Origin of the sequence: Mesorhizobium carmichaelinearum (assembly GCF_900199455.1) — a bacterium.
Classification (GTDB): domain Bacteria; phylum Pseudomonadota; class Alphaproteobacteria; order Rhizobiales; family Rhizobiaceae; genus Mesorhizobium; species Mesorhizobium carmichaelinearum.
Genome location: NZ_FZQR01000004.1, coordinates 311,128 through 336,891, shown reverse-complemented (window position 1 = coordinate 336,891; position 25,764 = coordinate 311,128). Strand labels below are relative to the sequence as shown.

Sequence of the window (25,764 nt, the reverse complement as noted above, 5' to 3'; positions counted from 1 at the left end):
TCAGGTCCGCGTCAAGTCTATACGGCTCGTTACCACGTTCTTGCCGGTTTTCGGGTCGGTATCCGTGACCGTCAGCCGAATGCCGTTCTCGCCTCTCTTCTCGACCGTCATCCGCGCCGTGCGATCGCCATTGACCTCCTGGGCCCAGCGGATGCCAAGATTGATCGCGTTGCCCGACCGGCTGCCGTTCAGCTGCGCCGGCCCGGTGCGAGATCCGACATAGACGCCACTGTATTTCGCACCTGTGACCTTCAGATTGGCGCTGATGGCCCGTGACACCACAACGAGACCGCGGCAATTGCCATCCAGGGAGAGCGAGGTCGAGGTCGCATTCGACTTGAAGCTGCAGGAAACACTGACGTTCGGCACGTCCGTGGTCACCTGGACAGTGCCCTTGCCGGCGAAATTGCCCTTGAACGACTGGAGAAATTTGGTCTCGTCGGCATGAGCCGCGCCCGCGGCTATCGCCAGGCAGCCAGCAAGCGCGACTTGCGCGAATGGTCTCATGAAACTCTCCTTGTCGATATTGGAAAGGCAGGGTTGCAAAGCAGGGACAAAATATCAGGACTCAACGCCCATGGCCGTATCGGGTTCCGCCCGCGACTGTTTTGCAACGCCATCACTGCGACTGGCCCAGAAGAATGGAACGACTAGCGATTGCGGCAAAAGCCCCGGCCTGCGAGATAGCTGCCATGGCACCCACCCCTTCGATCCCCAAGGCCGCGTTCTGGATGGCGCTGTCGATTACCTCGTTCCTGGGGATGTCGATCGCCGGCCGCGCCACGACAGCCGAACTCAACGTCTTCCAGGTGCTGGAACTGCGCTCGGTGATCGGATTCTTCATTCTGCTGCCGTTGGTCATGACGAGCGGCGGCTTTGCGGCAATGCGCACACAGCGCCCCGTCGCCCATATCGCCCGCAATGTCATCCACTATACCGGCCAGGCGGCCTGGCTTTATGCATTGACGCTGATCCCGCTGGCGGTGCTGATCTCGATCGAATTCACCACGCCGATCTGGACCGCAATCCTGGCGGTGACGTTTCTCGGCGAAAGGCTGAGCCGGCCGAAGCTGGCGGCAGTCGTGCTCGGGCTGATCGGCGTGGTGGTCATCGTTCGCCCCGGTGTCGGCTCGGTCGATCCGGGACATCTCGTCGTGCTCGGTGCCGCGGTCTGCTTCGGCATCTCGGTGGTCATGGTCAAGTCGCTGACGCGAACGGACAGCGTCGTGCGCATCATCTTCTGGATGCTGATCATCCAGTCGGCGCTCGGCCTCATCCCCGCTCTCTATATGTGGCGCACCCCATCGCTTGAACTGTGGCCATGGATCCTGCTGATTGCCTTCACCGGCATGTCGTCGCATTTCTGCATGGCCCGCGCGCTCGGCTATGCCGACGCGACCGTCATTTCGCCGATGGATTTCCTGCGCGTACCGCTGTCGGCTCTGATCGGCTGGCTGCTTTACCACGAGCAGATCGACGCGTTCACCGCCGGTGGCGCGCTGCTGATCCTGATGGGCAATCTGCTCAACCTGCAGCGCAAGCCGGTACAGGCAGCCGAAGTGGCGGCATCGTAACGCTGCCGCTGCTCAGTTTCCCTCGTCGGGTATGTTGAGAACATGCCCGCAGGCCTTGCAGTGCACCGCGTCCGGCTCATGCCGCTGCAGCCCGCATTGCGGACAGGGGAAGAACACCTTGGCCGGCCGGAAGATCGCCTGCGCCAGCCTGACGAACAGCGATATGCCGATGATCATGGTGACGATCGCCGTCAGCTTGCCGGCTATGCCCGGCAGCACGATGTCGCCGAAGCCAGTTGTCGTCACCGTGGCGACGGTGAAATAAAGCGCGTCGATATAGTTTTCGAGCCCGGCGCCGTTGCGGAAAAAGAAGGTGTAGACGAAGCCGGTGATGACGAAGAGGAACGTCAACAGGTTGATCACCGCGTGACTTGCTTCGCGCCAGGGCCTGAGGCCACGCATCTCGAAATGCCGCCAGATCGAACCGCTGCGCGACAGCGACCATAACCGCAGGATGCGCAGAAAACCGAGGTTGGCGAGCGCCGTCGGCATCAGCAGCGTCAACAGGATGAAGACATCCACCCAGAAGGTCGGCTGCTTCATCAGGCGCAGCATGTCGTTGGAGGCCAGCAGCCTGGCGATGAGATCGGCACCGACGAGCGCCGCCGCCGCATAATCCAGCCACAGGAACGAAGCCGATTGCTGGATAACCGGTGTCGCGATGAAAAAGGCGATGATGGCCAGATCGATGACGACTGCCGCAACCTGAAAGCGGAAGGCGGCTGGCGTGCGCCCGTGGTAGAGCCTGCGCAGCGTGTCGCGCAGCCGCGCCAAGACCGACCCGTTCTGCAACTCGCCTCCGGCATCGCTGTTCATGACGAATGCGATAGCGACTGTGTCGCCACCAGTCCAGCCGGCCCGACGGCTCGAGCCCGGATCGCGCCAGCGCCCCCTGATGACCGGCGCGATCTATAGCGGACCCGATGCGATCTCAATCCAAAAGGGGCTGACCGACATCGATACGGTTGCCGTCGGGATCCTCGAAGACGAAGGCACGCAAACCAAAGTCCTTGTCGCGCAAGCCTTTGATGATGCGAAGACCATGCGCCTTGCATAGGTCATGCAGCGCGTCGGCGCTGTCGACCATCAGGTGAGCGACGTTGAACGGTGCCGGGCGATGATCCTTCTGCAGGGTCAGGTGAAGTTCGGCACCGTCCCGCTTGAGGATTATGAAACCGACCGGATTGCCGTTCTCGAATGTCTTGGAAAAGCCGAGGGCACCGCAATAGAAGGCGGTGGCGACTTGCATATCCTTGACGGGCAGTGTCGCCGCAATGCGTCCGAAATGCAGGGTTTTGGTGTCGTTCATCGTAAACCTCGAATGGCGGTTGCCGATCCTGCGCGATGGACGATGCCGGACGCGCGCCTCGACTTCCCTGTTATCGGTTCGATGAGACGGTGCCCACGTGTGCGTTCTATAGCTGATTGATCGCCGCGGCAAACGACGTTTGCTACACCAATTCCACTTCGACCACGCCGGGCACGGCGCGCATCGCCGAGGCGATCTGTGGCGAAACGCGGTAGCCGCCCTGCAAGGCGATCTCAACCTCGCCCTGCGCCTCTTCCTTGATGACGATGATGCTCACCTGGCTTTCACCGCGCTGCGTGAGCTGGGACTGGATGATCGCGGCAGGTCCTTCGTTCCTGACGAAAATGCGCAGCGCCTTCTGGATGCGGCTTGCCTCATCCTCCAGCGATTGCACGGAGTTGATGCGCAGATTGACGCCCTCGGGCCTGTCCTCCGCCGCGACCGTGATGACGACGGAGCGGCCGGCTTCCAGGAGGTCGCGGTACTGCGCCAAGGCTTCGGAAAACAGCACGGCCTCGTACTGGCCGGAGGTATCGGAAAACGCCACCACGCCCATCTTGTTGCCGGTGCGGGTCTTGCGCTCCTGCTTGCTGGTCACCGTGCCGGCCAGGCGGCCGGCGGAAGCGCCGCGCTTGACGGCGGCCGAGAACTCCGCCCAGTTCTGCACCCGCATCTTCTGCAAAGCCGCCTTGTATTCATCGAGCGGATGAGCCGAGAGATAGAAACCGACGACCTGGAATTCGCGGTGCAGCCTGTCGGCGGCGAGCCACGGATCCGTTTGCGGCAGATTGAGCGCCTGCGACTGAGCGCCCAGCGAGGCGCCGAAAATGTCGGCCTGGCCGGAAACGGCGTTCTGCTGGGCGAGCGACGCCAGCCCCATCATCCGTTCGACGCCAGCCAGCATCTGGGCGCGGTCGTGGCCGAAACAGTCGAGCGCGCCGGCCATGATCAGGCTTTCGAAGACCCGCTTGCCGACGATCTTGGGATCGACCCGCTCACAGAAATCGGCGAGGTTCTTGAATGGCTTTTCGCCACGCACGGCAACGATGTGCTCGACCGCCGCGTCACCGACACCCTTGAGCGCGGCCATCGAGTAATAGATGCGGTTCTCGCCGACCTCGAAAGGCCGGAAGCTTGTCATCACTGACGGTGCCAGCACCTCGATACCAAGGCGCAACGCGTCCTGGCGGAAATCGGCGAGCTTGTCGGTATTGCCCATATCAAGCGTCATCGACGCCGCCAGGAACTCGACCGGATAATGCGCCTTGAGATAGGCGGTCTGGTAGGAAACGACGGCGTAAGCGGCGGCGTGCGACTTGTTGAAACCATAGTCGGCGAACTTGGCCAGCAGGTCGAAAATGAAGTCGGCTTGCGGCTTGCTGACGCCGCGCTCGACCGCACCCGAGACGAAGCGCTCGCGCTGCTTGTCCATCTCGGCGCGGATCTTCTTGCCCATGGCGCGGCGCAGAAGGTCGGCTTCGCCGAGCGAGTAGCCGGACAGCTCCTGCGCGATCTGCATCACCTGTTCCTGGTAGACGATGACGCCTTGTGTCTCCTTCACCAGATGGTCAATCTTGGGATGGATCGACGCCATCTCCTCCTCGCCATGCTTTCTGGCGTTGTAGGTCGGGATGTTCTCCATCGGGCCTGGCCGATAGAGTGCCACCAGGGCGATAATGTCCTCGATGCAGTCGGGCCGCATGCCGATCAGCGCCTTGCGCATGCCGGCACTTTCCACCTGGAACACGCCGACCACTTCGCCGCGCGATAGCATGGCGTAGGTGTCCGGATCGTCGAGCGGGATCGTCGCCAGGTCGATGTCGATGCCTCGCCGGCGGATCAGTTTGACCGCCGTCTCCAGCACCGTCAGCGTCTTCAGGCCGAGGAAGTCGAACTTCACCAGCCCGGCCTGCTCGACATATTTCATGTTGAACTGGGTGACCGGCATGTCCGAACGCGGATCGCGGTACATCGGCACCAGTTCCGACAAGGGCCGGTCGCCGATGACGATGCCGGCGGCGTGCGTCGAGGCGTGGCGATAGAGCCCTTCCAGCTTCTGCGCCATGTCGAGCAGCGTCTGAACGATCGGCTCCTTCTCGGCCTCTTCGGCAAAGCGCGGCTCGTTGGCGATGGCGTCGGCAAGCTTGACCGGATTGGCCGGGTTCTGCGGCACCATTTTCGACAGCTTGTCGACCTGGCCATAGGGCATCTGCAGCACGCGGCCGACGTCGCGCAGCACGGCGCGGGCCTGCAGCGTACCGAAGGTGATGATCTGGCCGACCTGGTCGCGGCCGTATTTCTGCTGGACGTAGCGGATCACCTCATCGCGGCGATCCTGGCAGAAGTCGATGTCGAAGTCGGGCATCGACACGCGGTCCGGATTGAGGAAGCGCTCGAACAGCAGCGAGAAGCGCAGCGGATCGATGTCGGTGATGGTCGTCGAATAGGCGACCAGCGAACCGGCGCCCGAGCCACGGCCCGGCCCAACAGGAATGCCTTGCGCCTTGGCCCATTTGATGAAGTCGGCAACGATCAGGAAGTAGCCTGGGAATTTCATCTTCTCGATGATGCCGAGCTCGAATTCGAGCCGTTCGCGATACTGCTCGACCGTGTAACCCGGTGTCGGCCCGTGCAGCGCAAGCCGTGCGTCGAGCCCTTCACGAGCCTGGCGGGCGAGTTCCTCGGCCTCGGCCTTTTCGGCCGCGTCCTTGTCGGAGGCATCGCCGCCGGTGAAACGCGGCAGGATCGGGCTGCGGGTCTTTGGATAGTAGGAGCAGCGCAGCGCGATCTCGACCGTGTTGTCGATCGCTTCCGGCAGGTCGGCGAACAGCTTTGCCATGTCGGCCTGGCTGCGCAGGAAATTGTCCGGCGACAGCCGCCGGCGGGTGTCGACGGCGACGACCGAGCCTTCGGCGATGGCAATCAGCGCGTCATGCGCCTCATAATCATCGCGCGAGGAGAAAAACGCCTCATTGGTGGCGACAAGCGGAAGTTCGTGCGCGTAGGCGAGATCGATCGTCTGATGTTCGATGACCCGGTCGTAACCCGCGACCCGATCCAATTCGACATAGAGCCGGTCGCCAAACAGCGCCTTGAGCGTCAAAAGCCGCACCTCGGCCAGATCGCGGCGGTCCTCCTTCAAGGCGTTGCCGATCGGGCCGCGCGGCCCGCCGCTGAGGCAGATCAGCCCATCGGCCTTTCCCTCCAGCATCTCGGTTGTCAGATGCACGGCCTCGCCGGGCGGTGTTTCCAGATAGACGCGGCTGACCAGCCGGACCAGATTGGAATAGCCGGTCTCGGTCGCGGCGAGCAGCACAACCGGCCGCATCTCCGGGCCCTGCCGGCGGCGGTCGCGCTGGCCGTCGCTGTTCTCGCCGGAAAAAGCGAGCGCGGTCTGGCAGCCGATGATCGGCTGGATGCCGTCCTTCACCGCCTTCTGTGCGAACTCCAACGCACCGAACAGATTGTTGGTGTCGGTGACGGCGATGGCCGGCGCTTCGTCCTTCACGGCGTGGCCGACGATCTTGCCGAGTTGAAGCGCGCCCTCGAGCAGCGAATAGGCCGAATGCACGCGCAGATGCACGAACGGCCGCGCCGGCACCTCCGGTCGCGCGGCCGCGATCGCGGCTTCGCGCTTCAGAGGATCGCGTGGAAGTCTGTCATCCGCCATGGTTTCTCGCGCAGTCGAAGGCCTTGAGTCGATGGAGATGTATTGTCCGGGACCGGGCGATACCAGTCCAGCAGAAACCACCGCCAACCACAGGCTTCCGCCTGTTCAGGCGAATTCCATGATCACCGCGTCCACAGCCAGACTGTCGCCAGGCTTGGCGTTGAGTTTCGACACGACGAGATCGCGTTCGGCGCGCAGCACGTTTTCCATCTTCATCGCCTCGACCACGGCCAAAGTCTCGCCGGCCTTGACCTCTTGGCCCTCGGCAACAGCGATCGACACGACAAGGCCAGGCATCGGGCAAAGCAGCAGTTTCGACGTGTCGGGCGCCACCTTCTCTGGCATCAGTTTTTCGAGATCGGCGATGCGCGGCAGCATGGCGCGGGCGGTCACCGACATGCCTTTCCAGGCGATGCGAAGACCGTTGGCGACAGGCCGGATCTGGGCGACAACCCTGCGCTTGCCGACCGTGCCGCGCCAGATCAGGTCACCCGGACGCCAGTCGGATGAGACGGTCAGCGCCTTGCCGCCCTCGATCGACAGGTCGATCTCCATCGGGATGGAAATCATGCCTTCGAGGATGGACGCCCGGAGATAGTCGTCGCCGAGCTTCACCACCCAGTCGCGTTTGAGCACTCCCGAATGCGGCGCCAGCCGCCCGCCCAGCCGGTCAAGCCGGTCGCGGCGCAGCAACTCCACGGCAGTGACGATCGAGGCCAGCACGGCCTTTTCCCCGCTGTTCGGCACGACAGGTGCAAAACCGTCGGGATATTCCTCGGCGATGAACCCCGTCGATATCGCCCCTTCCCGCCAGCGCGGATGCTGCATCAGCGCCGCCAGGAACGGAATGTTGTGCTCGATGCCGTCGACGACAAAACTGTCGAGCGCTTCCGACATGGCGTCAATTGCCGCGATGCGCGTCGGCGCCCAGGTGCACAGTTTGGCGAGCATCGGGTCGTAGAACATCGAAATCTCGGAACCTTCGGTGACGCCGGTGTCGTTGCGGATGACGACATCGCCGAATTGCCCCTCCTCCGGCGGCCGGTAGCGGGTCAGCCGGCCGATCGACGGCAGGAAATTGCGATAGGGATCCTCGGCATAGAGCCGGCTTTCCACCGCCCAGCCATTCAGCTTGATGTCGCTTTGCTTCAGGCCAAGCTTTTCGCCGGCGGCGACGCGGATCATCTGTTCGACCAGATCGATGCCGGTGACGAGCTCGGTCACCGGATGCTCGACCTGCAATCGTGTATTCATTTCAAGGAAATAGAAGTTCTTGTCCTTGTCGACGATGAACTCGACCGTGCCGGCGCTCTGATAGTCGACGGCCCTGGCCAACGCCACCGACTGCTCGCCCATGGCCTTACGCGTCTTGGCATCGAGGAACGGCGACGGCGCCTCTTCCGCCACCTTCTGGTTGCGGCGCTGGATCGAGCATTCGCGCTCGCCGAGATAGAGCGCGTTGCCATGCGCGTCGGCCAGCACCTGAATCTCGATATGGCGCGGATCGACGACGAATTTCTCGATGAAGACGCGATCATCGCCGAACGAGCTTTTTGCCTCGGATCGAGCCCGATCAAAGCCGTCACGCACTTCCGACTGGTCCCAGGCAATGCGCATGCCTTTGCCACCGCCGCCGGCCGAGGCCTTGATCATCACGGGATAGCCGATCTCGCCGGCGATCTTTTCGGCGTGGTCGGCATTCTCGATGACGCCGAGCCAGCCGGGAACAGTGGAAACCTTGGCGGCGTTGGCGAATTTCTTCGATTCGATCTTGTCGCCCATCGCCTTGATCGCCTTGGGCTTCGGGCCGATGAAGACGATGCCTTCCTTCTCCAGCGCTTCGCAGAAGGCGGCGCGCTCGGAGAGGAAGCCATAGCCGGGATGCACGGCCTGAGCCCCGGTTTCCTTGCAGGCGGCGATGATCTTTTCAGGGACAAGATAACTCTGCGCGGCGGGCGAAGGCCCGATATGCACCGCCTCATCGGCCATCTCGACATGCACGGCATCGCGATCGGCATCGGAATAGACCGCGACCGTGGCAATCCCCATCTTGCGCGCCGTCTTGATGACGCGGCAGGCGATCTCGCCACGGTTGGCGATCAGGATTTTCGTGAACATGCTGAGGTCATTCCCCTCCGGTCGGTCGTTCCTTTTATGGCCTGTGCTTGCGGGGTCAAGCCGACCATGCAAATCACTGCCTTTCAATCGATTTGCGATTCCAATTCTTCGCTGTGGCCCAGTCTCGCCACCAGCTTCCAGTTGATCGTGTCGAAAAAACCTGAAACCTTGGAAAAAAATTCGCATTGGAGGACGCCTGATGAAAACCCGCGCCGCTGTCGCTGTCGCCGCCGGAAAGCCGCTGGAGATCATGGAGGTCGACCTCGACGGTCCGCGCGAGGGCGAGGTGCTGGTCGAGATCAAGGCGACCGGCATCTGCCACACCGACGAGTTCACTTTGTCGGGCGCCGATCCCGAGGGGCTGTTTCCGGCCATTCTTGGCCATGAAGGCGCCGGCGTCGTCGTCGATGTCGGCAAGGGCGTCACCTCGGTCAAGAAGGGCGACCACGTCATTCCGCTCTATACGCCTGAATGCCGGCAGTGCCCGTCCTGCCTGTCGAGAAAGACCAATCTGTGCACGGCCATCCGCGCCACCCAGGGCCAGGGCTTGATGCCGGACGGCTCGTCGCGCTTCTCGATCGGCAAGGACAAGATCTTTCACTATATGGGCTGCTCGACCTTCTCCAATTTCACCGTGCTGCCCGAGATCGCGCTGGCCAAGGTCAACCCGGACGCCCCCTTCGACAAGATCTGCTACATCGGCTGCGGCGTCACCACCGGCATTGGGGCCGTGATCAACACCGCCAAGGTCGAGCAAGGCGCGACATCAGTCGTCTTCGGCCTCGGCGGCATCGGCCTCAACGTCATCCAGGGCCTGAAGCTTGCCGGCGCCGACATGATCATCGGCGTCGATTTGAACAACGACAAGAAGGCGTGGGGCGAACGGTTCGGCATGACGCATTTCGTCAATCCGAAGGAGATCGGCGGCGACATCGTGCCTTACCTCGTCAACATGACCAAGCGCGGTGCCGACCAGATCGGCGGCGCCGACTACACGTTCGACTGCACCGGCAACACCAAGGTGATGCGCCAGGCGCTGGAAGCCTCGCACCGCGGCTGGGGCAAGTCGGTCATCATCGGCGTTGCCGGCGCCGGCCAGGAGATCTCGACCAGGCCGTTCCAATTGGTCACCGGCCGCACCTGGATGGGCACCGCCTTCGGCGGCGCGCGCGGCCGCACCGACGTGCCGAAGATCGTCGACTGGTACATGGACGGCAAGATCCAGATCGACCCGATGATCACCCATTTGCTGAAGCTGGAAGACATCAACAAGGGATTCGACCTCATGCATGAGGGCAAGTCGATCCGAAGCGTCGTCGTTTACTGAAGCAAAGCCACACGCCGCCGACCGACCGGCCAGCGACCTCTGTGGTTCATAACTGGGAGGAGAAAAGAATGGCGGAGAAACTGCATCCGAAAATCGACAATGGCCTGCCGAAGGAGAGCGCGAGCTTTGCCGGCGGCACGCTGGTCTGCGCTTGCACCAGCAAGCCGGTCAAGGTGAAGGTCAAGGGCCAGATCGCTCACAACCACGCCTGCGGCTGCACCAAATGCTGGAAGCCGGAAGGTGCAGTGTTCTCGGTGGTTGCCGTTGCCGGCACCGGCGATGTCACCGTCACCGAGAACGGCGACAAGCTGAAAGTGGTCGACGCTAGCGCGCTGATCCAGCGCCACGCCTGCACCGGCTGCGGCGTCCATATGCACGGCCCGGTCGAGCGCGACCATCCGTTCAAGGGCCTGACCTTCATCCACCCCGAGCGCTTCGTCGAGGATGGCTGGTCGCCGCCGGGCTTCACCGCCTTCGTCTCGTCAATCATCGAATCCGGCGTCGATCCAAAGCGGATGGACGGCATCCGGGCGCGGCTGAAGACAATCGGGCTGGAGCCCTATGACTGCCTCAACCCCGGCCTGATGGATTATATCGCCACCTGGACGGCGAAGAAGTCCGGCGCCTTGCCGGCCTGAACGCCATAAGATTTCAGGCAGGGGCCGGAAACGCTTCCGGCCCCTGTCCGTTTCGGAGAGACAATGCCTGCACCTGCCATCTACGTCGACGCCGACGCCTGCCCCGTCAAGGCCGAGGTCGAAAAGGTCGCCGAGCGCCTTGGCGTCGTCGTCACCTACGTCTCCAATGGCGGCCTGCGGCCGTCGCGCGATCCGATGATCCGCAATGTCGTGGTCTCCAAGGGCGCCGACGCCGCCGACGACTGGATCGTCGAGAACGCCAAATCCAACGATGTCGTGGTGACCGCGGATATTCCGCTCGCCGCTCGCGCCGTGGCGCTCGGCGCGCATGTGCTTGGGCCAACCGGGCGCCCATTCACGCCCGAAACCATCGGCATGGCGGTGGCGATGCGCGACCTCAAGCAGCATCTGCGCGAGACCGGTGAAAGCAAGGGCTACAATGCCTCCTTCGCACCGCAGGACCGTTCGCGGTTCCTCGGCGAACTCGACCGTATCTTGCGGCGCGCGCTGAAATCCGCCACACCCAGCTAGAAACCGAGCGCCATCCAGGGTGGAGACCGCCATGGCCGCCGAACCCCCGATCCAGAAACCCATGCAGCGCCACATGCTGTTCGCAATGTCGGCCTGCCTCGGCGCTGTGGCGCTCCTTGTGGCGCTGCTGCTGCATGCCCCGCTCGCCTATTCGATCGGCGCCAACGCCTTTTTCGCTGCTTACGTCATTCTTGTCGTCAGCCACATGCCCAAATTCACCGGCAAGTATCTGAGCAAGAATGCGCGCGCCACCGACATGCCGGTGCTGGTCATCTTCGCGGTGACGCTCATCGTCGTCGTGTTCGCCGTTATCTCGTTGTTCCTGCTGATCAATCAGAAGGACAGAGGCAATTCCGTCGAGCTCGGTTTCGCGCTGCTGTCGATCCCGCTTGGCTGGTTCACCATCCATGCCATGGCGGCACTGCACTATGCGCATGTCTACTGGATGGACGGCGACGCGGTCGACGCCGAAACCAAGAAGAAAATCCCGGTCGGCGGATTGCTGTTCCCAGGCGACAAGCGTCCGGAAGGCTGGGATTTCCTCTATTTCTCGACGGTCATCGGCATGACGGCGCAGACCGCCGATACCAACATCTCGACGACGCATATGCGCTGTGTCGTGCTTGTCCACTCGATCCTGTCGTTCTTCTTCAACACCGTCATCGTCGCGGCGGCCGTCAATCTCGCCGTCAGCCTGGGTGGTCCGTAATAAATCCGTGATCGGATGAAACATCGGTTTGGATCGCGACGTATCAGGAGGAGAATGAACGCGCAGGCCACGCCGCGAGGCCGGGAGAAGAGACAAGATGGAATCGGTTGCCAGAAGCCAATCCGCCACCGGGCCGGACGCCCCCGTGTCGAGCGACAGCACGCTGATCTACCGGCAGTCGCGCTGGACGCGGCTGACGCACTGGATCTGGGCCATCTCGCTGTTCTTCATGCTGCTTTCCGGCCTGCAGATCTTCAACGCCCGACCGCAGCTCTACATCGGCAAGCAATCCGGCTTCGGCTACAACAACACCATCTTCGAAATCGGCGCCGAAAACACCAACGCCGGTCCGCGCGGCTACACTGCAATCTTCGGGCACCGCTTCGACACGACAGGCGTGCTCGGTTGGTCAGGTCCGCCAGGCAACGAGACGGCGCGCGGCTTCCCGTCCTGGGCGACCATCCCGTCCTACTATGATCTCGGCACCGCTCGTGTCATCCATTTCTTCTTTGCCTGGATCCTGACGACGACCTTGCTCGTCTGGCTGGTCGCCAGCCTGATCAACGGCCATATCAGGCGCGATCTCGCCCCGCGCCTCGACGACCTCAAGCGGCTGCCGCGCGACATCGTCGACCACGCCAGGCTGAAATTCCATCACACACGCGAATACAACACGCTGCAGAAGATGGCTTATGGCGGGGTGCTGTTCGTACTGTTGCCGCTGATGATCATCACCGGCCTTGCCATGTCGCCCAGCATGAATTCGGTGCTGCCGTTCCTCAACGAACTGCTCGGCGGCCGGCAGACGGCGCGCACCATCCATTTCACCGTCATGCTGCTGCTCGTCGGCTTCTTCATCATCCACATCCTGATGATCCTGGCCGCCGGCCCGATCAACGAATTGCGCTCGATCATCACCGGCTGGTACCGCACCGACCCTCCCGCGCATGACGACAAGACGACCGAGAGGAGTGCCTGACATGGCGAAGTTTGAGATCAGCCCCAATTTTCAGATCAGTCGAAGAAAATTCCTGACCGCCGCCAGCCTTGGCGCCTCCGGCATCATGCTGTCGGGCTGCGACGCCTTCGACAGCCAGTTGAGCATCGGCAGCGGCCTGCGCAGTTTCCTCGAAAACGCCAATGGCCTGACATACCGCGCGCAGCGCCTGCTTGCCGGCCGCGATGCATTGGCGCCGGAATTCACAGAAGCCGATATCCGCCAGCCGCAGCGGCCGAATGGCGTTACCGCCCCTGACGATGACACCTACAAGGGCCTACTTGCCAACAATTTCGCCGACTGGCGGCTGGAGGTGTCGGGCCTTGTCGAAAAGCCGCTGTCGCTCAGCCGCGAGCAGCTTCAGAACATGCCGAGCCGCACCCAGATCACCCGCCATGACTGCGTCGAAGGCTGGAGCTGCATCGCCAAATGGACCGGCACGCCGCTGTCGCTGGTGCTCGACCAGGCGGTGGTCAAGCCGCAGGCGCGCTACGTCATGTTCCATTGCCTCGACACGATCGACCGCAGCCTGTCCGGCGACATCAAATATTACGGCACGATCGACCTGATCGACGCCCGCCACCCGCAAACGATCCTCGCCTACGGCGTGAACGGCAAGCCGCTACCGGTCGAAAACGGCGCACCGCTGCGCGTCCGCGTCGAGCGCCAGCTCGGCTACAAGATGCCGAAATATCTCTACAAGATCGAACTGGTCGACGGCTTCGCCAATGTCGGCGGCGGCCGTGGCGGCTACTGGGAAGACAATGGCTATGACTGGTACGGCGGGATTTGATGGAGTGAGACCGTGCAGGGTCCGTTGAGATTCAGGTCAGGCCGAGTCGAAAATGGTGGTTTCCGAGAACCGGAGCGGAGCGTACTTTTTGGGTACGTGAGCACCGGAAGCGCAGGAAACCGCCGTTTGCAGGCCGGCATCACCTGAATATCAATGGACCTAGGCGACCTTCTCGAGGAGCGGCCTTAGCGCCGGATGGATCTCAGGCGAGGCATGCTTGATCAGCGTCAGCAGCGCGCGCTCGTTTTCGTACAAGGGCCTGTCCAAGCCGATATGATCGACAAGCCATTTGGCTTCACCGGCATCGATTGTTTCGGCGCGGCGAGCCAAGGCCTCGGCCGCCCTGTTCTTGGCTTCCCACTCGGCCTCGATGTCATTGGGGGACCGGTAGGCCTCGATGATGCCGGCAAGGCCACCCGAGACCATGCGGCTGAAGAAGCCGCCGATTTCCGGATCGGTGTGTTCGAGGAAGCTTTCCTGGCGCAGCGCCACGTCGCGGGTCGGCGCTTCATAGCCGGCCGAGCACATAACGAAATTGGCGATCGCCTTGACGAAGAGGTCGTTCCAGGACGGATCGTTCTTGGCCTGGGCGGTCTGTTCGTTGATCTTGAACAGCACCTCGGCCTCGCCGCGGGTGATGGCGATGTTGCCGTCGCCGCCATGGGCGTGGAGGATGCGGCGCAGCAGCTCGACTTCCGCCTTGGCGATCAGTCCGGGCACCAGCGCGCCACCCAGCATCAGCGGCCCCTTGCCGTCGATGACGGCATGAGCGACCTGTTCCAGCGCATAGACGCAAAGCTTGCCCGGCGAGGATCTCGCCTCTTCCAGCACATGGACCAGCAATTCGAGTTCAGTGCGGCTGTCGACCATGCCGTCGCGCGAGATGGTGCGGACCAGCCAGTCGGCATTGTCCTGCGAGATGTAGCCCGACGGCTTTTCCTGATGGACGATGTAGTCGGTCACCGCCTCGACGAAGAACGGCGCCCACTCCGCGCATTTGTCCCGAGCCGTCTGGTCGAGCGCGAACAAGGCCTCGGCCTCGCCTCGAGTGACCACGCCATCGGCGAACACGTCTCGGCGCAGCATCACCACATCTTCCGAGGCAATGCGATTCTTCGACGTCAACCCCGCCACCGGCGCGCTCATGATCAGTTCGCCCATTGTCGTCCCCGTCCCCCAAAGCGTTACATCAGCCTGCTATATCAGGAGTGTCTTGAAAAACCGGCAAACGGCGTGGTTAGCGAAGACTTGTCGGCCAATGCATGTCGCCCCAAAAGACCGCAGCGGTTTTTGGGAGAACGATGTCGCTGGGAGGTGACAAGGTGTCGCCGACGGGCTATGGATGGCGCGTCGAGGGCTCGGTTCTGAGTCCTACCTGTTTGCGGGAGAGAGCAGCGAGAGCTGCCGCCGAAGGGGAAATCGCCCGAAATCTCTCAGGCAAAAGAACCGTAGACGGGAAAGACACTCTGGAAAGTCGGGGCTTGCCCCCGCGCCGAAGGTGTAAGCGCCGCTGACAGAGTTCCGGCTGCGCGAGTCTCTCAGGCTTCAGACAGAGGGGCACGGACTGGTCGCCATTCGCGGCCGATTGCGTGCGACTCTGGAGACGACATGACGGGCGACGACTCAAAACACCTTCCCCTCGAAGATATCCACGCAGCCGCCGGTGCGCGCTTCGGCGCCTTTGCCGGCTGGTCGATGCCGCTGACCTATCCGGCCGGCGTCATGAAGGAACATCTGCACACCCGCGAGCATGCCGGCCTGTTCGACATCTCGCACATGAAACTGTTCGAGGTCAGCGGACCAGGCGCGATTGCCTTGCTCAACCGCGCCTGCCCGCTGGATGCCGGTGCGCTCGAAATCTCGCAGTCGAAACTGTCCTTCTTCCTCAACGAGGCAGGCGGCATCCTTGACGACCTGATCGTCACCCGCCTCGGCGATACCAGGTTCATGGTGGTCGCCAATGCCGGCAATGCGGTCGCCGACGAAAAGCATCTGCGTGAGCTGGCCGCGAATTTTGATGTGAAGGTCGAGCCGCTCGAGCGCGTCTTCCTGGCCATCCAGGGGCCGGAGGCCTGGGCAGCCCTCTCCCGCGCAGGCATCGAGACCGGCTCGCTGCTATTCATGCACGGGGTCGAACCGCGGAAAGACTGGTTCATGAGCCGGTCGGGCTATACCGGCGAGGACGGTTTCGAGATCGGCCTGCCTGAAGCCGATGCGCGCGCCCTTGTCGCGAAGCTGCTCGAAGACGAGCGTGTGCTGTGGATCGGCCTTGCCGCGCGCGATAGCCTGCGGCTGGAGGCCGGGCTTTGCCTGCATGGCCAGGACATCACGCCGGAGACCGACCCGGCCGCCGCCGCACTGATGTGGGCGATCCCCAAGGACATCCGCGCTTCCGGCGCCTTCATCGGCGCAGACGCCCTGCGCGACGCCGTGGAACGCGGCCCAGCGCAAAAGCGCGTTGGGCTGAAGCCGGAGGGCCGCCAGCCGGTGCGCGCCGGTGCCGCCCTGTTCGACGCCGACGGCAATCCCGCCGGCCATGTCACATCGGGCGGCTTTGGCCCCTCGGCCGGCCATCCGGTCGCCATGGGCTATGTCGCTGCATCTCTGGCGAAGCCAGGCACACGGGTGTTCGCCGACGTGCGCGGCACGAAAATCCCCGTCGATATCAGTTCCCTGCCCTTCACCCCTCATCGCTACCGCAAAGGATGAATTCCATGGCAACGACCTATTTCACATCAGATCACGAATGGCTCCGCGTCGAAGGCGGTATCGCCACGGTCGGCATCACTGACTACGCGCAGGAACAGCTCGGCGACCTCGTCTTCGTCGAACTGCCGGAGACTGGAAAGAAGTTGGCCAAGGGCGACACCGCCGTCGTGGTCGAATCCGTCAAGGCGGCCTCTGACGTCTACGCGCCAGTCGACGGCGAGATCACCGAAGCCAACGGCACGCTGTCTTCCGACCCGTCGCTGGTCAACTCGGCGGCAACCGGCGCCGGCTGGCTGTGGAAGATGAGGTTGGCCGACGAAAGCCAGCTCGCCGGCCTCATGGATGAGGCCGCCTACAAAGCCCATATCGCCTGAAATCAGGACTAGAGATGATGACCACAGCACTCACCCCCTTCTCGGCCCGCCATATCGGTCCTGGCGTCAACGATGTCAGAGCCATGCTTGCCGTGATCGGCGTTCCCTCCGTCGAGACACTGATCAGCCAGGCCGTGCCGCAGTCGATTCGCCTCGACCTGCCGCTGACCTTGCCGGCGCCGGCCAGCGAGGCCGAAGCGCTGGCCGAATTGTCGGCGACCATGGCGAAGAACACGGTGCTGAAGAGCTTCATCGGCGCCGGCTATCACGGCGTCCACGTGCCGCCGGTCATCCAGCGCAATCTGTTCGAGAATCCGGCCTGGTACACGGCCTATACGCCCTATCAGGCCGAGATCAGCCAAGGCCGCCTCGAAATGCTGTTCAATTTCCAGACCTTGGTCACCGAATTGACCGGCCTGCCGGTGGCGTCAGCCTCGCTGCTCGATGAAGCAACCGCTGTCGCCGAAGCGGTCGGCATTGCGCTGCGCCACCACCGCGACAAGCGCACCAAGGTGGCGTTCGCCGGCACGCCGCACCCGCAGACGCTGGATGTCGTGCGCACCCGCGCCGAGCCGCTCGGCATCGAGATCGACGGCGAGACGATCGACGACAACACGGCCGCCCTGCTCGTCTCTTGGCCCGACACGTTCGGCGTCTATGGCGACCACAGGGCAGCGATCGACAAGGCCCGTGCCACCGGCGCGCTGGTCGTCTTCATCGCCGATCCGCTTGGCCTGACGCTGACGGATGCGCCGGCAAGACTCGGCGCCGACATCGCCGTCGGCCCGATGCAGCGCTTCGGCGTGCCGATGGGCTTTGGCGGCCCGCACGCTGCCTACTGCGCTGTCTCCGACAGGCTGACCCGGTTGATGCCCGGCCGCCTTGTCGGCCAGTCGACCGACAGCAAGGGCCGGCCCGGCTACCGCCTGGCCTTGCAGACGCGCGAACAGCATATCCGCCGCGACAAGGCAACCTCCAACATCTGCACCGCGCAGGCGCTGCTCGCCAATATGGCGACGGCCTATGCCATCTGGCACGGCCCCGCCGGGCTGCAGGCGATTGCCGGGCGCATCCACGCCCTGGCCAACCGCCTGGCGAGCGGCCTCGAGGCGGCAGGCGTGTCGGTGCTCGGCGCCAGCCGTTTCGACACGGTGACGGTGGTGGCGAAGGGCAAGGCCGCTGAAATCGCCGCCGCCGCCGAAAAAACCGGCCGGCTGCTGCGCGTCCTCGACGCCGACCATGTCGGCATCGCCTTCGACGAGACCTCGACCGACGCCGATCTCGACGCAATCGCTTCCCTGTTCGGCGCCAAGGCTGCCCCCTCGGCCGACAGCACCGTTCCCGGCAAGCCGCGTGGAAAAGAGTTTCTGACCCAGCCGGTGTTCAACGAGAACAAGTCGGAAACCGACATGATGCGCCTGCTGCGCCGGCTGGCCGACAAGGATCTGGCGCTCGACCGCTCAATGATCCCGCTCGGGTCATGCACCATGAAGCTCAATGCCGCGGCCGAAATGATGCCGGTGAGTTGGCCAAGCATCGCCAATCTGCATCCCTTCGCGCCGGCCAGCCATTCGGCCGGCTATCGCGCCATGATCGGCGAACTGGAGGGCTGGCTGTCGGAGATCACCGGCTTCGACGCGGTCAGCCTGCAGCCCAATGCCGGCAGCCAGGGCGAATATGCCGGCCTGCTCGCCATCCGCGCCTATCATCGTTCGCGCGGCGAAGGCCACCGCACCGTCTGCCTGATCCCCTCCTCCGCGCATGGTACCAATCCGGCGAGTGCGGCGATGGTCGGCATGAGCGTTGTCGTCGTGCGCTGCCTGGAAGACGGCAATATCGACATGGACGATATGCGGGCCAAGGCCAACGAGCATTCCAAAAATCTCGCGGCGCTGATGTTCACCTATCCCTCGACGCATGGCGTTTACGAAGAAGGCGCCCGCCACCTCTGCGCCCTCATTCACGAGCATGGCGGCCAGGTCTATTTCGACGGCGCCAACCTCAACGCGCTGGTCGCGCTCGCCCGGCCCGCCGATATCGGCGCCGATGTCTGCCATATGAACCTGCACAAGACCTTCTGCATCCCGCATGGCGGCGGCGGCCCCGGCATCGGCCCGATCGGTGTCAGGGCGCACCTGAAACCCTATCTGCCGGGCCATGTCACCGAAGGCTCCGCGCATGCAGTGTCGGCGGCACCCTTCGGCAGCGCTTCCATCCTGCCGATCACCTGGATGTATATCCGTATGATGGGCGCCGCGGGCCTGAAGCAGGCAACCGAGACAGCCATCATCTCGGCCAACTATGTGGCGACACGGCTCGCGCCGCACTTCCCGCTGCTTTACAAGGGCCGGCACGATCGTATCGCGCATGAATGCATCCTCGACACCCGCGTGCTCAAGGAGAGCGCCGGCATCAGCGTCGACGATATCGCCAAGCGCCTGATCGACTACGGCTTCCACGCCCCGACCATGTCGTTCCCAGTCGCCGGCACGCTGATGGTCGAGCCGACGGAATCCGAGCCCAAGCGCGAACTCGACCGTTTCTGCGAAGCGATGATCGCCATTGCGGGCGAAGCGGCGAAAGTTGCCAGGGGCGAGTGGCCTTTGACCGACAATCCGCTGGTCAACGCACCGCACACCGCCGCCGAGGCGCTGGCCGGCCAGTGGACCCATCCCTACTCGCGCCTGGAAGCGGCCTATCCCGCCGGCGACGCCGACACAGCGGCAAAGTACTGGCCGCCGGTGTCGCGCATCGACAATGTCGCCGGTGACCGCAATCTGGTCTGCTCCTGCCCGCCGCTGTCGGATTATCTCGGAGCGGCGGAGTAGCCAGAGCAGCTCACCGTTTCACGGAAACGGCGAACTGCTCTAACTCTTTGTTTTGACGCAATTCCGGACGGAAAACCGTTCACACTTTTCCTGGAATTGCTCTACGCTGAGCGCAAGGCCGGCTTGACCGGTTCGGCCTTGCCCATCCTTTTATGGCTGATGACGCAATTGCGGCCGGCGCGCTTGGCGGCGTAGAGCGCGGTGTCCGCTTCGGCCAGCACCTCGTCGAGGCTGCTGCCGTCGGCGCTGCCAAAGCCGATGCCGCCGCTGACCGTGCTGCGCAACGGACCGTGCGGGGTGGCAACGACTTCGGTGCCGAAGGCAACGCCGATCTTGCTGGCGAGATCATAGGCGCGCTCTTCCGTCATCCGCGACATGACGACGGTGAACTCCTCGCCGCCCAGGCGAAAGGCGTCGACGCCGGTTCTGGCATATTTCCGGATGACGGCGGCGAAGCGGCACAGGACCTGGTCTCCGACCGGGTGACCGTAGACGTCGTTGGTCCTCTTGAAATGATCGAGGTCGAACATGACGACCGCCATGAACGGACCAAAGGGGCGCTCGCCATGGAGTGACATCAATCCGCGACGGTTCATCAGCCCGGTCAATGGATCGGTCATGGTCTCGGCCTTCAGTTCGATCTGCGCCTGCAGATGGTGAAGCGAGAGCGTCAAGGCGCCGAGGCCGGTCATGCAGGCCACCGCAACGACGGAATTCAGGCGTTCGGCCCAGTTGTCCGGCGCCGCCCCGAGCGTCCACTGCCCCTTGGCCATCAGAACCGCGCCGCACAGGGCAAACGACACCGCACAGGTGCCGCTCAGGAACGAAACCACCAGCAGGATCCGGCGATCGTGACTGCCATTGACCCAGAACATGGCTCCGATCGTCGACAGCAGCACGGTGACCGTCGCGTAGGTGACGATGAAGCCGACACCGTCAAGGCCGAGGAAGGTCACGGCCGCGCAGATCGCCATGGCGGCAAGTGTCGGCAGGATCGCACGCCTGTGGTCCGGCACGCCGAGATACTGCATGGCCGAAATGCAGAGGATCAGGAAGCCCAGGCTGAGCAGCGCCAGCGCGATCTGGCAAAGCAGCGGATCAGGCCCCTTGGTGTAGCGCCAGAACAGGATCACATGCGCGACAAGCACGAGGATGCCGCACGCCACCGTCAGCACGAAACGCGCCCGCGGCGCAGTGAGCCAGATGGCAAACATGGTGACGGCCAGGCAGGTGCCCGACAGCGCGGCCGCGAGCAGGAGCGAACTGAAATCCAGCATATCGGGCGGAGGCCTCTCGAGCGTCGGCGGTTACGCCGCATTCTAGGTCAGCGGCTGTCCTCGGACATGGTTTTCAGCTGATCTATCGACCCAAGCTGCGGTTACGGTTTACAAAGCGTCGACAGTGCCTGTCTGGAAACCGCGCCCTCAGCCGGCGCGAGGATCAAGCGCGCGTCAGCCCTTGTTCAGCAGTGCGAGATTGGCGTTGACGACCGTGGGGTCGGCCATCCCGGCCTTCGCCTCGAGCAGCAGCGCCCTGGCCTTCTTCTTGTTGCCGCGCAACAGTTGCGAATAGCCCATATTGTTGACGATCTGCGGCTTGCGGCCGGCGACCTTCAAGAGCTGGCCGTAGGCACGGTCGGCAAAGTCGAAGCGGCCGAGCTCGTCATAGGAGGCGGCGAGCCCCATCCAGGCCTCGGCATTGTCGGCCTTCAACTCGACGGCCTTGCGGAAATGCTGTTCGGCGAGACCATAATTGGCGTCGCGAAACTGCGCCTTGCCTTGCGCCAGATCGGATGTGTCGACATCCTTGGCGGCCGGCTGAATGGCCGTGGTCTTGGTCGTGTCGACGTTGTTGTTCGTCGTGCACCCGGTGATCATCAGGACGGCCGCCATCGTGGCCGCCGCCGCAAATTTTATCTGACGCATGCCCTGCCCCGTCGCCCGATTTGCCGGGTCGTTCTTCAGGAAAGACACTACAGCACAGCGGTTAAGCTTCGGTGCCGAAATGCATCCAAGATTTGGTTTCAGGAATACCGGCCATTAACCACGGGGCCGCACCTCAAGCAGACGCGAACCGCGCTCTCACGGCGTGTCCAGGACCTTGAGCGCGACCGGAACCGGATAGCGGCTGCCGTCATAGCGCAGCCGGTACGTCTGGCTCACAGGCTTGCCGGGATGGGACTGGCACTCGCCATTCTTGTCGGGAGATGACGTGCCGGTATCCCTCCGCTCGACCACGATCATGTCGTGGTAGCCGCGATGGACCGTCGGGCTCATAGCCAGGCTGACCTGGCTCGAATGAAAGGATCCCGCACAATTGGTGTCGCTTTCGCCGCCATTGCTGGCCACAACGAGGCCGTCGAGCACCACGTGCAGCGCATCGCCGGCGATGGCGTAGAGCCGCAGGTCGGTTTCGCTGAAGGGATTGGGCTGCGAATGGTTGGCCATGTCGATGCGCAGGCCGAAGGCGGTGACACCGGGCGCCAGCCCATAGCGGCCGGAATCGAATTCGATGCCGCGGATGGCGACGGCATCGTCGTTCATCAGCCTCGGCTGCATAAGGCGCTGGCGTACCTGCAGGGTCTTCCTGTCGACGACCAGAAGCTCGATATCGCCAAAATGCTCGTCGTCGCTGGACCGGGCGCTGTCGATCAGCGGCACCGCGACCAGCAGCAGATCGTCATGGGCAGGCCAGACCTTGCAGACCAAGCCGGGCATAAGGTCCTGCGGATCCGCGAGCGCAATGCTGGTATGGGGTTCGAGCGTAAAGGAGTCGCCGTCGGCGCCTTTCTGAACCTTGGGATAGGCCTGCCGCAACAGCGCGGCAGCATCGCCGCAATCGTCTGCCGCGGCCTGGGCGGGCCACAGGCTGGCGGCGGCGAGAATGAGGGAGGCGGCACACAACACTATTCGCATGGGGTTCTCATGGCGCAGGGCCGCGTTCTGGCAGGATGATGGTTGTCAGCCCCTGCCCGGCGTTTGTCGATGATCATTTGCCGATTTTGCAGATGCCGATGTGCAGCTACCTGAACCGCTTTATCCAGCGTTCGCTGTTCCTTTCGTCACGGAATGCAGTTCGTCAACTGCTCAGGATTGTTTCAGCTGCGCTAAAATGTTGAAGTAAGGGGGCCGGCCTCCGTGTGAGGTGTCACTTGGATCCCATTGAAAGGAGGCAATAAACTCTTCTGCAGTCGAATTCTGACTGTTATCCGATTCTTGCGCAGATAAGTCCCAGTCATAGACAAATGGGGTTGGTATCGTTGGGCCGTTCTCTGTCGCCAGCCAGATGTCCACTCCAATTATTAAGTATCCAGATTCCTGCAGAATATTAATCACACTGAGCGCATCCTCCTTAGGCCAAGCAAGTTCCGACCTAGATCTATATGCTTTCTTTACGAGAGGTTTTGGCAGGATTTTTTCCCACTGCATTTTCTTATCCATTTTTCAAAAATCAAGAATTATGAGTGGATCCTCAAGTAAGTTTGGCGGCATCTCAGGCTCTAGTGGGACTTCGGGCTGTACAGGCCCTTGGAACGGCGGCGGCCTTACGCTCGCGCCCGGAACGTCGCCACTCTCCGGGCCAAATTTGAACCCCGGGCCCCCAACCTGCTTAATTTCACCTGTCCTATTGTTTACGACGACCGATTGACCTGTTGAAGGATCTATATATCGAGTGGCGGGGTCGCCGGTCGCTCTGTCGATTGCGTCGATCCGGTCTCCATTTCGAACCGCATCATCAATTTGGTCCGGTGTCCATCCCCTTGTTCGCATTTGCCTTTCAATCTTGCTCGAAAAGCTCAACCCTCCAGGTGTGCATGCTAGGCCTAGCACATCGGATAAATTGACAACGTTCCCTTCTACATAAGCGTAAAGGTTGCCTGCCGGATCGCTAATTTCCCCGATTGGGTCGCGAGATAGCCAGCGCCCCAGACTAGGATCGTAAGCGCGATAATTCGTCAGGTAGAGACCACTATCAGCATTATTCAGCATGCCCGCGTAGCCAAAGTCGGTAAGCGAGGCGGTGGCCTGAAGTGGATTGCCGTAAGGATCATAGCTATAGGCCGGTGCGTTGCTGGTGCTGGCAAAAACGCGCCGAACCGAGCCAATCTGATCCGGCCCATAGTAATATGTTTGAGACGGTGACGCGTGTACAAACTCGCCCTCGCCGTAGTACTCGCGTGATGTTGTGTTGCGAATTACGGTGACAGTGCACTTTAATCACTCTTCGATGCCCTGCGGCTGAACATCAGTGAAATTGGCCGTTCGTCATTTTGACGATGATCGGGATGACCGCGATCATCAGCACCACCGGCAGGATGCACACCGTCACCGGTATCGACATCTTGGCCGGCAAGGCATGCGCCTTCTCCTCGGCCAGCGACATGCGCTTGTGGCGCATTTCGTCGGAGAAGACGCGCAGCGCGCCCGACAGGCTGGTGCCGAGTTCCTTCGATTGCTGCAGCAGCGTGGCAAAGGAACGGACCTCGTCCAGGCTGAGGCGCTCGGCGAGCGCCTTCAGCGCATCGTCGAGGCTGCGCCCGGCCCGCAGTTCCAGCGACACCAGCTGCAGGTTCTGGCTGAGTGCCGGATAGGTCTTGGCAAGCTCCTTCGAGACGCGCTCGATGCCGGACTCCATGCTCATGCCGGCATCCGAGCAGACGATCATCAGGTCCATGAAGTCGGGAAAGCCGTTGCGGTATTCGCGCATCTTCTCCCGCACCTTCTGGGTCAGCACCAGGCCAGGCAGGAAATAGCCGGCCACGCCCGACAGGATGACGAACGCCCAGCGGCTGGCCATCGTCGCTTCGGCGCTGGCCATCCACTGGTTGAGGACAAAGGCGCCGAGCGCGGCGCCGATCAGCGCCGAGAAGCGGATGATGAAGAAGGTGCCAACGGCGCGCGGCTCCATATAGCCGGCCTGGATCAGCTTCATGCGCAACCGGGCGACATTTTCCGGATCGCTCTTGGCGTAGAATTCCTGCGCCCGCTTCACCGCCTTCTCGCGCACGACGCCGGTGTTCTTCTTCTGCAGCGGCTCCGGTTTCGCGGTCACGGCACTTTGGTCGACCTTGAGCCGGCGCTTCACCTCGTTGCGGTCGCCCTTAGCCATGACCATCGGCCAGGCAACCGCGACACTGCCCAGGGCCAAAAGCAGGATGGCCACCGGTATCAAGGAGGTCGGTGCAAGCGAGGCGAGGAACTCGATAAAGCCCTGCATGTCAGAACCTGAAATTCGACATTTTGAACATCATCAGATTGCCCAGCATCAGCCAGGCGACCGACCCGCCGATCAGGTACCAGGTTTTCGGCTCGCCCCAGACATCGCGGTAGAAGCCCGGCATCAGCGCCATGATGGCGGCAAACAAAAGCGCCGGTATCGCCGTCAGGATGTAGGCTGACATGCGGCCTTCGGTCGAGATGGCGCGCACCTTGCGGCGCAACTTGCCGCGCTCGCGGATCGTCAACGCCAGGCCATCGAGGATCTCGCGCAGATTGCCGCCCGAACTGGACTGGATCGAGACGGCGGTGATGAACAGCGGCAGATCCTCATGGCCGACCCTGTCGAACAGCGAATTCAATGCCGAGACCAGATCGGAACCATAGGTCACCTCATCGGCGATGACGCCGAACTCTGTGCCGATCGGATCGGGCATCTCGCGCGACACCATGGCGACGGCCACCGGCACAGGGTGACCGGCCTTGAGGCCGCGCGTGATCAGTTCCAGGGCCTCGGGCAACTGCATGCCGAAGCGCTTGAGCCGGCGCTTGCGCTTGAAGCGCATCACCATCACCGGCACCAACGGCAGCAGCACGACGAACAGGAGAAGCCCCATCAGCAGCGGCAACCCGTACCAGACCGCGACCAGGCTCATGGCCATCGCCACGCCCGAAGTGATCATCAGGAATTTCGACAGCGGCATGATCATGCCCGACTGTGTGCGCAGCGCGCGGAACCGATCCGGCGAGAGCAGCGAGGTGCCGGCGTCGAGGCCGCGCTCCTTGCGCAGCTGGATCAGCACCTGCTCCTGGCTGATCTTGTTTTCCTGCAGCTTCATGCGCCGGTTGATGGCGGTGCGCTTGTCGCTGCGGCCGGCATAGAGGAGATAACAGGCCTCGGCGATCATGATGCCGGTGAGCGCTGCTCCGGCATAGACGACATAGATTGCGCTCAGCCCGTCGAACACCTG

23 protein-coding genes and 1 riboswitch are annotated in these 25,764 nt (G+C 62.7%); of the genes, 10 read left to right on the top strand and 13 right to left on the bottom strand.

The features are described from left to right. Complete coding sequence (locus CKW40_RS11480; protein ID WP_095200009.1) at positions 1–507, bottom strand: hypothetical protein; 507 nt, start codon at positions 505–507, stop codon at positions 1–3. Positions 508–692: 185 nt separating this feature from the next. On the opposite strand from CKW40_RS11480, the gene CKW40_RS11475 reads away from it, so the two are divergent. Next, positions 693–1,574, top strand: coding sequence for a DMT family transporter (locus tag CKW40_RS11475; protein ID WP_095200008.1), 882 nt, complete (start codon positions 693–695; stop codon positions 1,572–1,574). A gap of 12 nt (positions 1,575–1,586) precedes the next feature. Here the strand turns inward: CKW40_RS11475 and CKW40_RS11470 are convergent, their stop codons facing one another. The 4 genes from CKW40_RS11470 to CKW40_RS11455 form a co-directional block, all read right to left on the bottom strand. Then, on the bottom strand, positions 1,587–2,390 hold the full coding sequence (locus CKW40_RS11470; RefSeq protein WP_095200007.1) for an ion channel: 804 nt from the start codon (positions 2,388–2,390) through the stop codon (positions 1,587–1,589). Between the two features lie 115 nt (positions 2,391–2,505). Then, positions 2,506–2,883 (bottom strand): VOC family protein, encoded by a 378-nt coding sequence (locus tag CKW40_RS11465; protein WP_095200006.1) that lies wholly within the window; start codon positions 2,881–2,883, stop codon positions 2,506–2,508. A gap of 142 nt (positions 2,884–3,025) precedes the next feature. After that, positions 3,026–6,553 (bottom strand): DNA polymerase III subunit alpha, encoded by a 3,528-nt coding sequence (dnaE, locus tag CKW40_RS11460; protein ID WP_095200005.1) that lies wholly within the window; start codon positions 6,551–6,553, stop codon positions 3,026–3,028. Positions 6,554–6,658: 105 nt separating this feature from the next. Further along, complete coding sequence (locus CKW40_RS11455; protein WP_095200004.1) at positions 6,659–8,671, bottom strand: acetyl-CoA carboxylase biotin carboxylase subunit; 2,013 nt, start codon at positions 8,669–8,671, stop codon at positions 6,659–6,661. Positions 8,672–8,870: 199 nt separating this feature from the next. Here CKW40_RS11455 and CKW40_RS11450 point away from each other — a divergent pair, with 199 nt between their 5' ends. From CKW40_RS11450 to CKW40_RS11425, 6 genes are all read left to right on the top strand, one after another. Further along, positions 8,871–9,998: an S-(hydroxymethyl)glutathione dehydrogenase/class III alcohol dehydrogenase gene (locus CKW40_RS11450; protein ID WP_095200003.1), complete on the top strand. Its 1,128-nt coding sequence runs from the start codon at positions 8,871–8,873 to the stop codon at positions 9,996–9,998. A gap of 68 nt (positions 9,999–10,066) precedes the next feature. Continuing rightward, complete coding sequence (gene gfa, locus CKW40_RS11445; RefSeq protein ID WP_095200002.1) at positions 10,067–10,636, top strand: S-(hydroxymethyl)glutathione synthase; 570 nt, start codon at positions 10,067–10,069, stop codon at positions 10,634–10,636. Between the two features lie 63 nt (positions 10,637–10,699). After that, on the top strand, positions 10,700–11,167 hold the full coding sequence (locus CKW40_RS11440; RefSeq protein ID WP_056572226.1) for a YaiI/YqxD family protein: 468 nt from the start codon (positions 10,700–10,702) through the stop codon (positions 11,165–11,167). Positions 11,168–11,198: 31 nt separating this feature from the next. Beyond that, entirely contained in the window at positions 11,199–11,876 is a 678-nt protein-coding gene (locus CKW40_RS11435; protein WP_095200297.1) for a DUF1345 domain-containing protein, read from the top strand. A gap of 97 nt (positions 11,877–11,973) precedes the next feature. After that, entirely contained in the window at positions 11,974–12,855 is an 882-nt protein-coding gene (locus CKW40_RS11430) for a cytochrome b/b6 domain-containing protein (RefSeq protein WP_095200001.1), read from the top strand. Position 12,856: 1 nt separating this feature from the next. Next, positions 12,857–13,666 (top strand): molybdopterin-binding protein, encoded by an 810-nt coding sequence (locus CKW40_RS11425; protein ID WP_095200000.1) that lies wholly within the window; start codon positions 12,857–12,859, stop codon positions 13,664–13,666. Positions 13,667–13,825: 159 nt separating this feature from the next. Here the strand turns inward: CKW40_RS11425 and CKW40_RS11420 are convergent, their stop codons facing one another. After that, positions 13,826–14,827: a hypothetical protein gene (locus tag CKW40_RS11420; RefSeq protein WP_095199999.1), complete on the bottom strand. Its 1,002-nt coding sequence runs from the start codon at positions 14,825–14,827 to the stop codon at positions 13,826–13,828. Positions 14,828–15,038: 211 nt separating this feature from the next. After that, positions 15,039–15,125: riboswitch (glycine riboswitch) on the top strand. Positions 15,126–15,274: 149 nt separating this feature from the next. On the opposite strand from CKW40_RS11420, the gene gcvT reads away from it, so the two are divergent. The 3 genes from gcvT to gcvP are packed head-to-tail and all read left to right on the top strand — an operon-like array spanning position 15,275 to position 19,577. Then, positions 15,275–16,375, top strand: a complete 1,101-nt coding sequence (gene gcvT / locus CKW40_RS11415; RefSeq protein WP_095199998.1) for a glycine cleavage system aminomethyltransferase GcvT — start codon at positions 15,275–15,277, stop codon at positions 16,373–16,375. A gap of 5 nt (positions 16,376–16,380) precedes the next feature. Next, a complete protein-coding gene (gene gcvH / locus CKW40_RS11410; RefSeq protein ID WP_095200296.1) occupies positions 16,381–16,749 on the top strand; it encodes a glycine cleavage system protein GcvH in 369 nt (122 codons plus the stop codon). A gap of 14 nt (positions 16,750–16,763) precedes the next feature. After that, entirely contained in the window at positions 16,764–19,577 is a 2,814-nt protein-coding gene (gcvP, locus tag CKW40_RS11405) for an aminomethyl-transferring glycine dehydrogenase (RefSeq protein ID WP_179297925.1), read from the top strand. Between the two features lie 101 nt (positions 19,578–19,678). Here the strand turns inward: gcvP and CKW40_RS11400 are convergent, their stop codons facing one another. The 7 genes from CKW40_RS11400 to CKW40_RS11370 all read right to left on the bottom strand — a co-directional run bounded on the left by CKW40_RS11400 (position 19,679) and on the right by CKW40_RS11370 (position 25,761). Continuing rightward, entirely contained in the window at positions 19,679–20,854 is a 1,176-nt protein-coding gene (locus CKW40_RS11400) for a GGDEF domain-containing protein (protein WP_095199997.1), read from the bottom strand. 174 nt (positions 20,855–21,028) lie between these two features. Next, positions 21,029–21,502 (bottom strand): tetratricopeptide repeat protein, encoded by a 474-nt coding sequence (locus CKW40_RS11395; protein WP_095200294.1) that lies wholly within the window; start codon positions 21,500–21,502, stop codon positions 21,029–21,031. Positions 21,503–21,658: 156 nt separating this feature from the next. Continuing rightward, positions 21,659–22,492 (bottom strand): PA3715 family protein, encoded by an 834-nt coding sequence (locus tag CKW40_RS11390; RefSeq protein WP_095199996.1) that lies wholly within the window; start codon positions 22,490–22,492, stop codon positions 21,659–21,661. A gap of 171 nt (positions 22,493–22,663) precedes the next feature. Continuing rightward, positions 22,664–23,017, bottom strand: a complete 354-nt coding sequence (imm40, locus tag CKW40_RS11385; RefSeq protein WP_095199995.1) for an Imm40 family immunity protein — start codon at positions 23,015–23,017, stop codon at positions 22,664–22,666. A 3-nt stretch (positions 23,018–23,020) separates the two neighbouring features. After that, on the bottom strand, positions 23,021–23,773 hold the full coding sequence (locus CKW40_RS44590; RefSeq protein ID WP_095199994.1) for an RHS repeat-associated core domain-containing protein: 753 nt from the start codon (positions 23,771–23,773) through the stop codon (positions 23,021–23,023). Between the two features lie 49 nt (positions 23,774–23,822). Continuing rightward, positions 23,823–24,794: a type II secretion system F family protein gene (locus CKW40_RS11375; protein ID WP_095199993.1), complete on the bottom strand. Its 972-nt coding sequence runs from the start codon at positions 24,792–24,794 to the stop codon at positions 23,823–23,825. A gap of 1 nt (position 24,795) precedes the next feature. Next, entirely contained in the window at positions 24,796–25,761 is a 966-nt protein-coding gene (locus CKW40_RS11370; protein ID WP_095199992.1) for a type II secretion system F family protein, read from the bottom strand. Between the last annotated feature and the right edge of the window lie 3 nt (positions 25,762–25,764).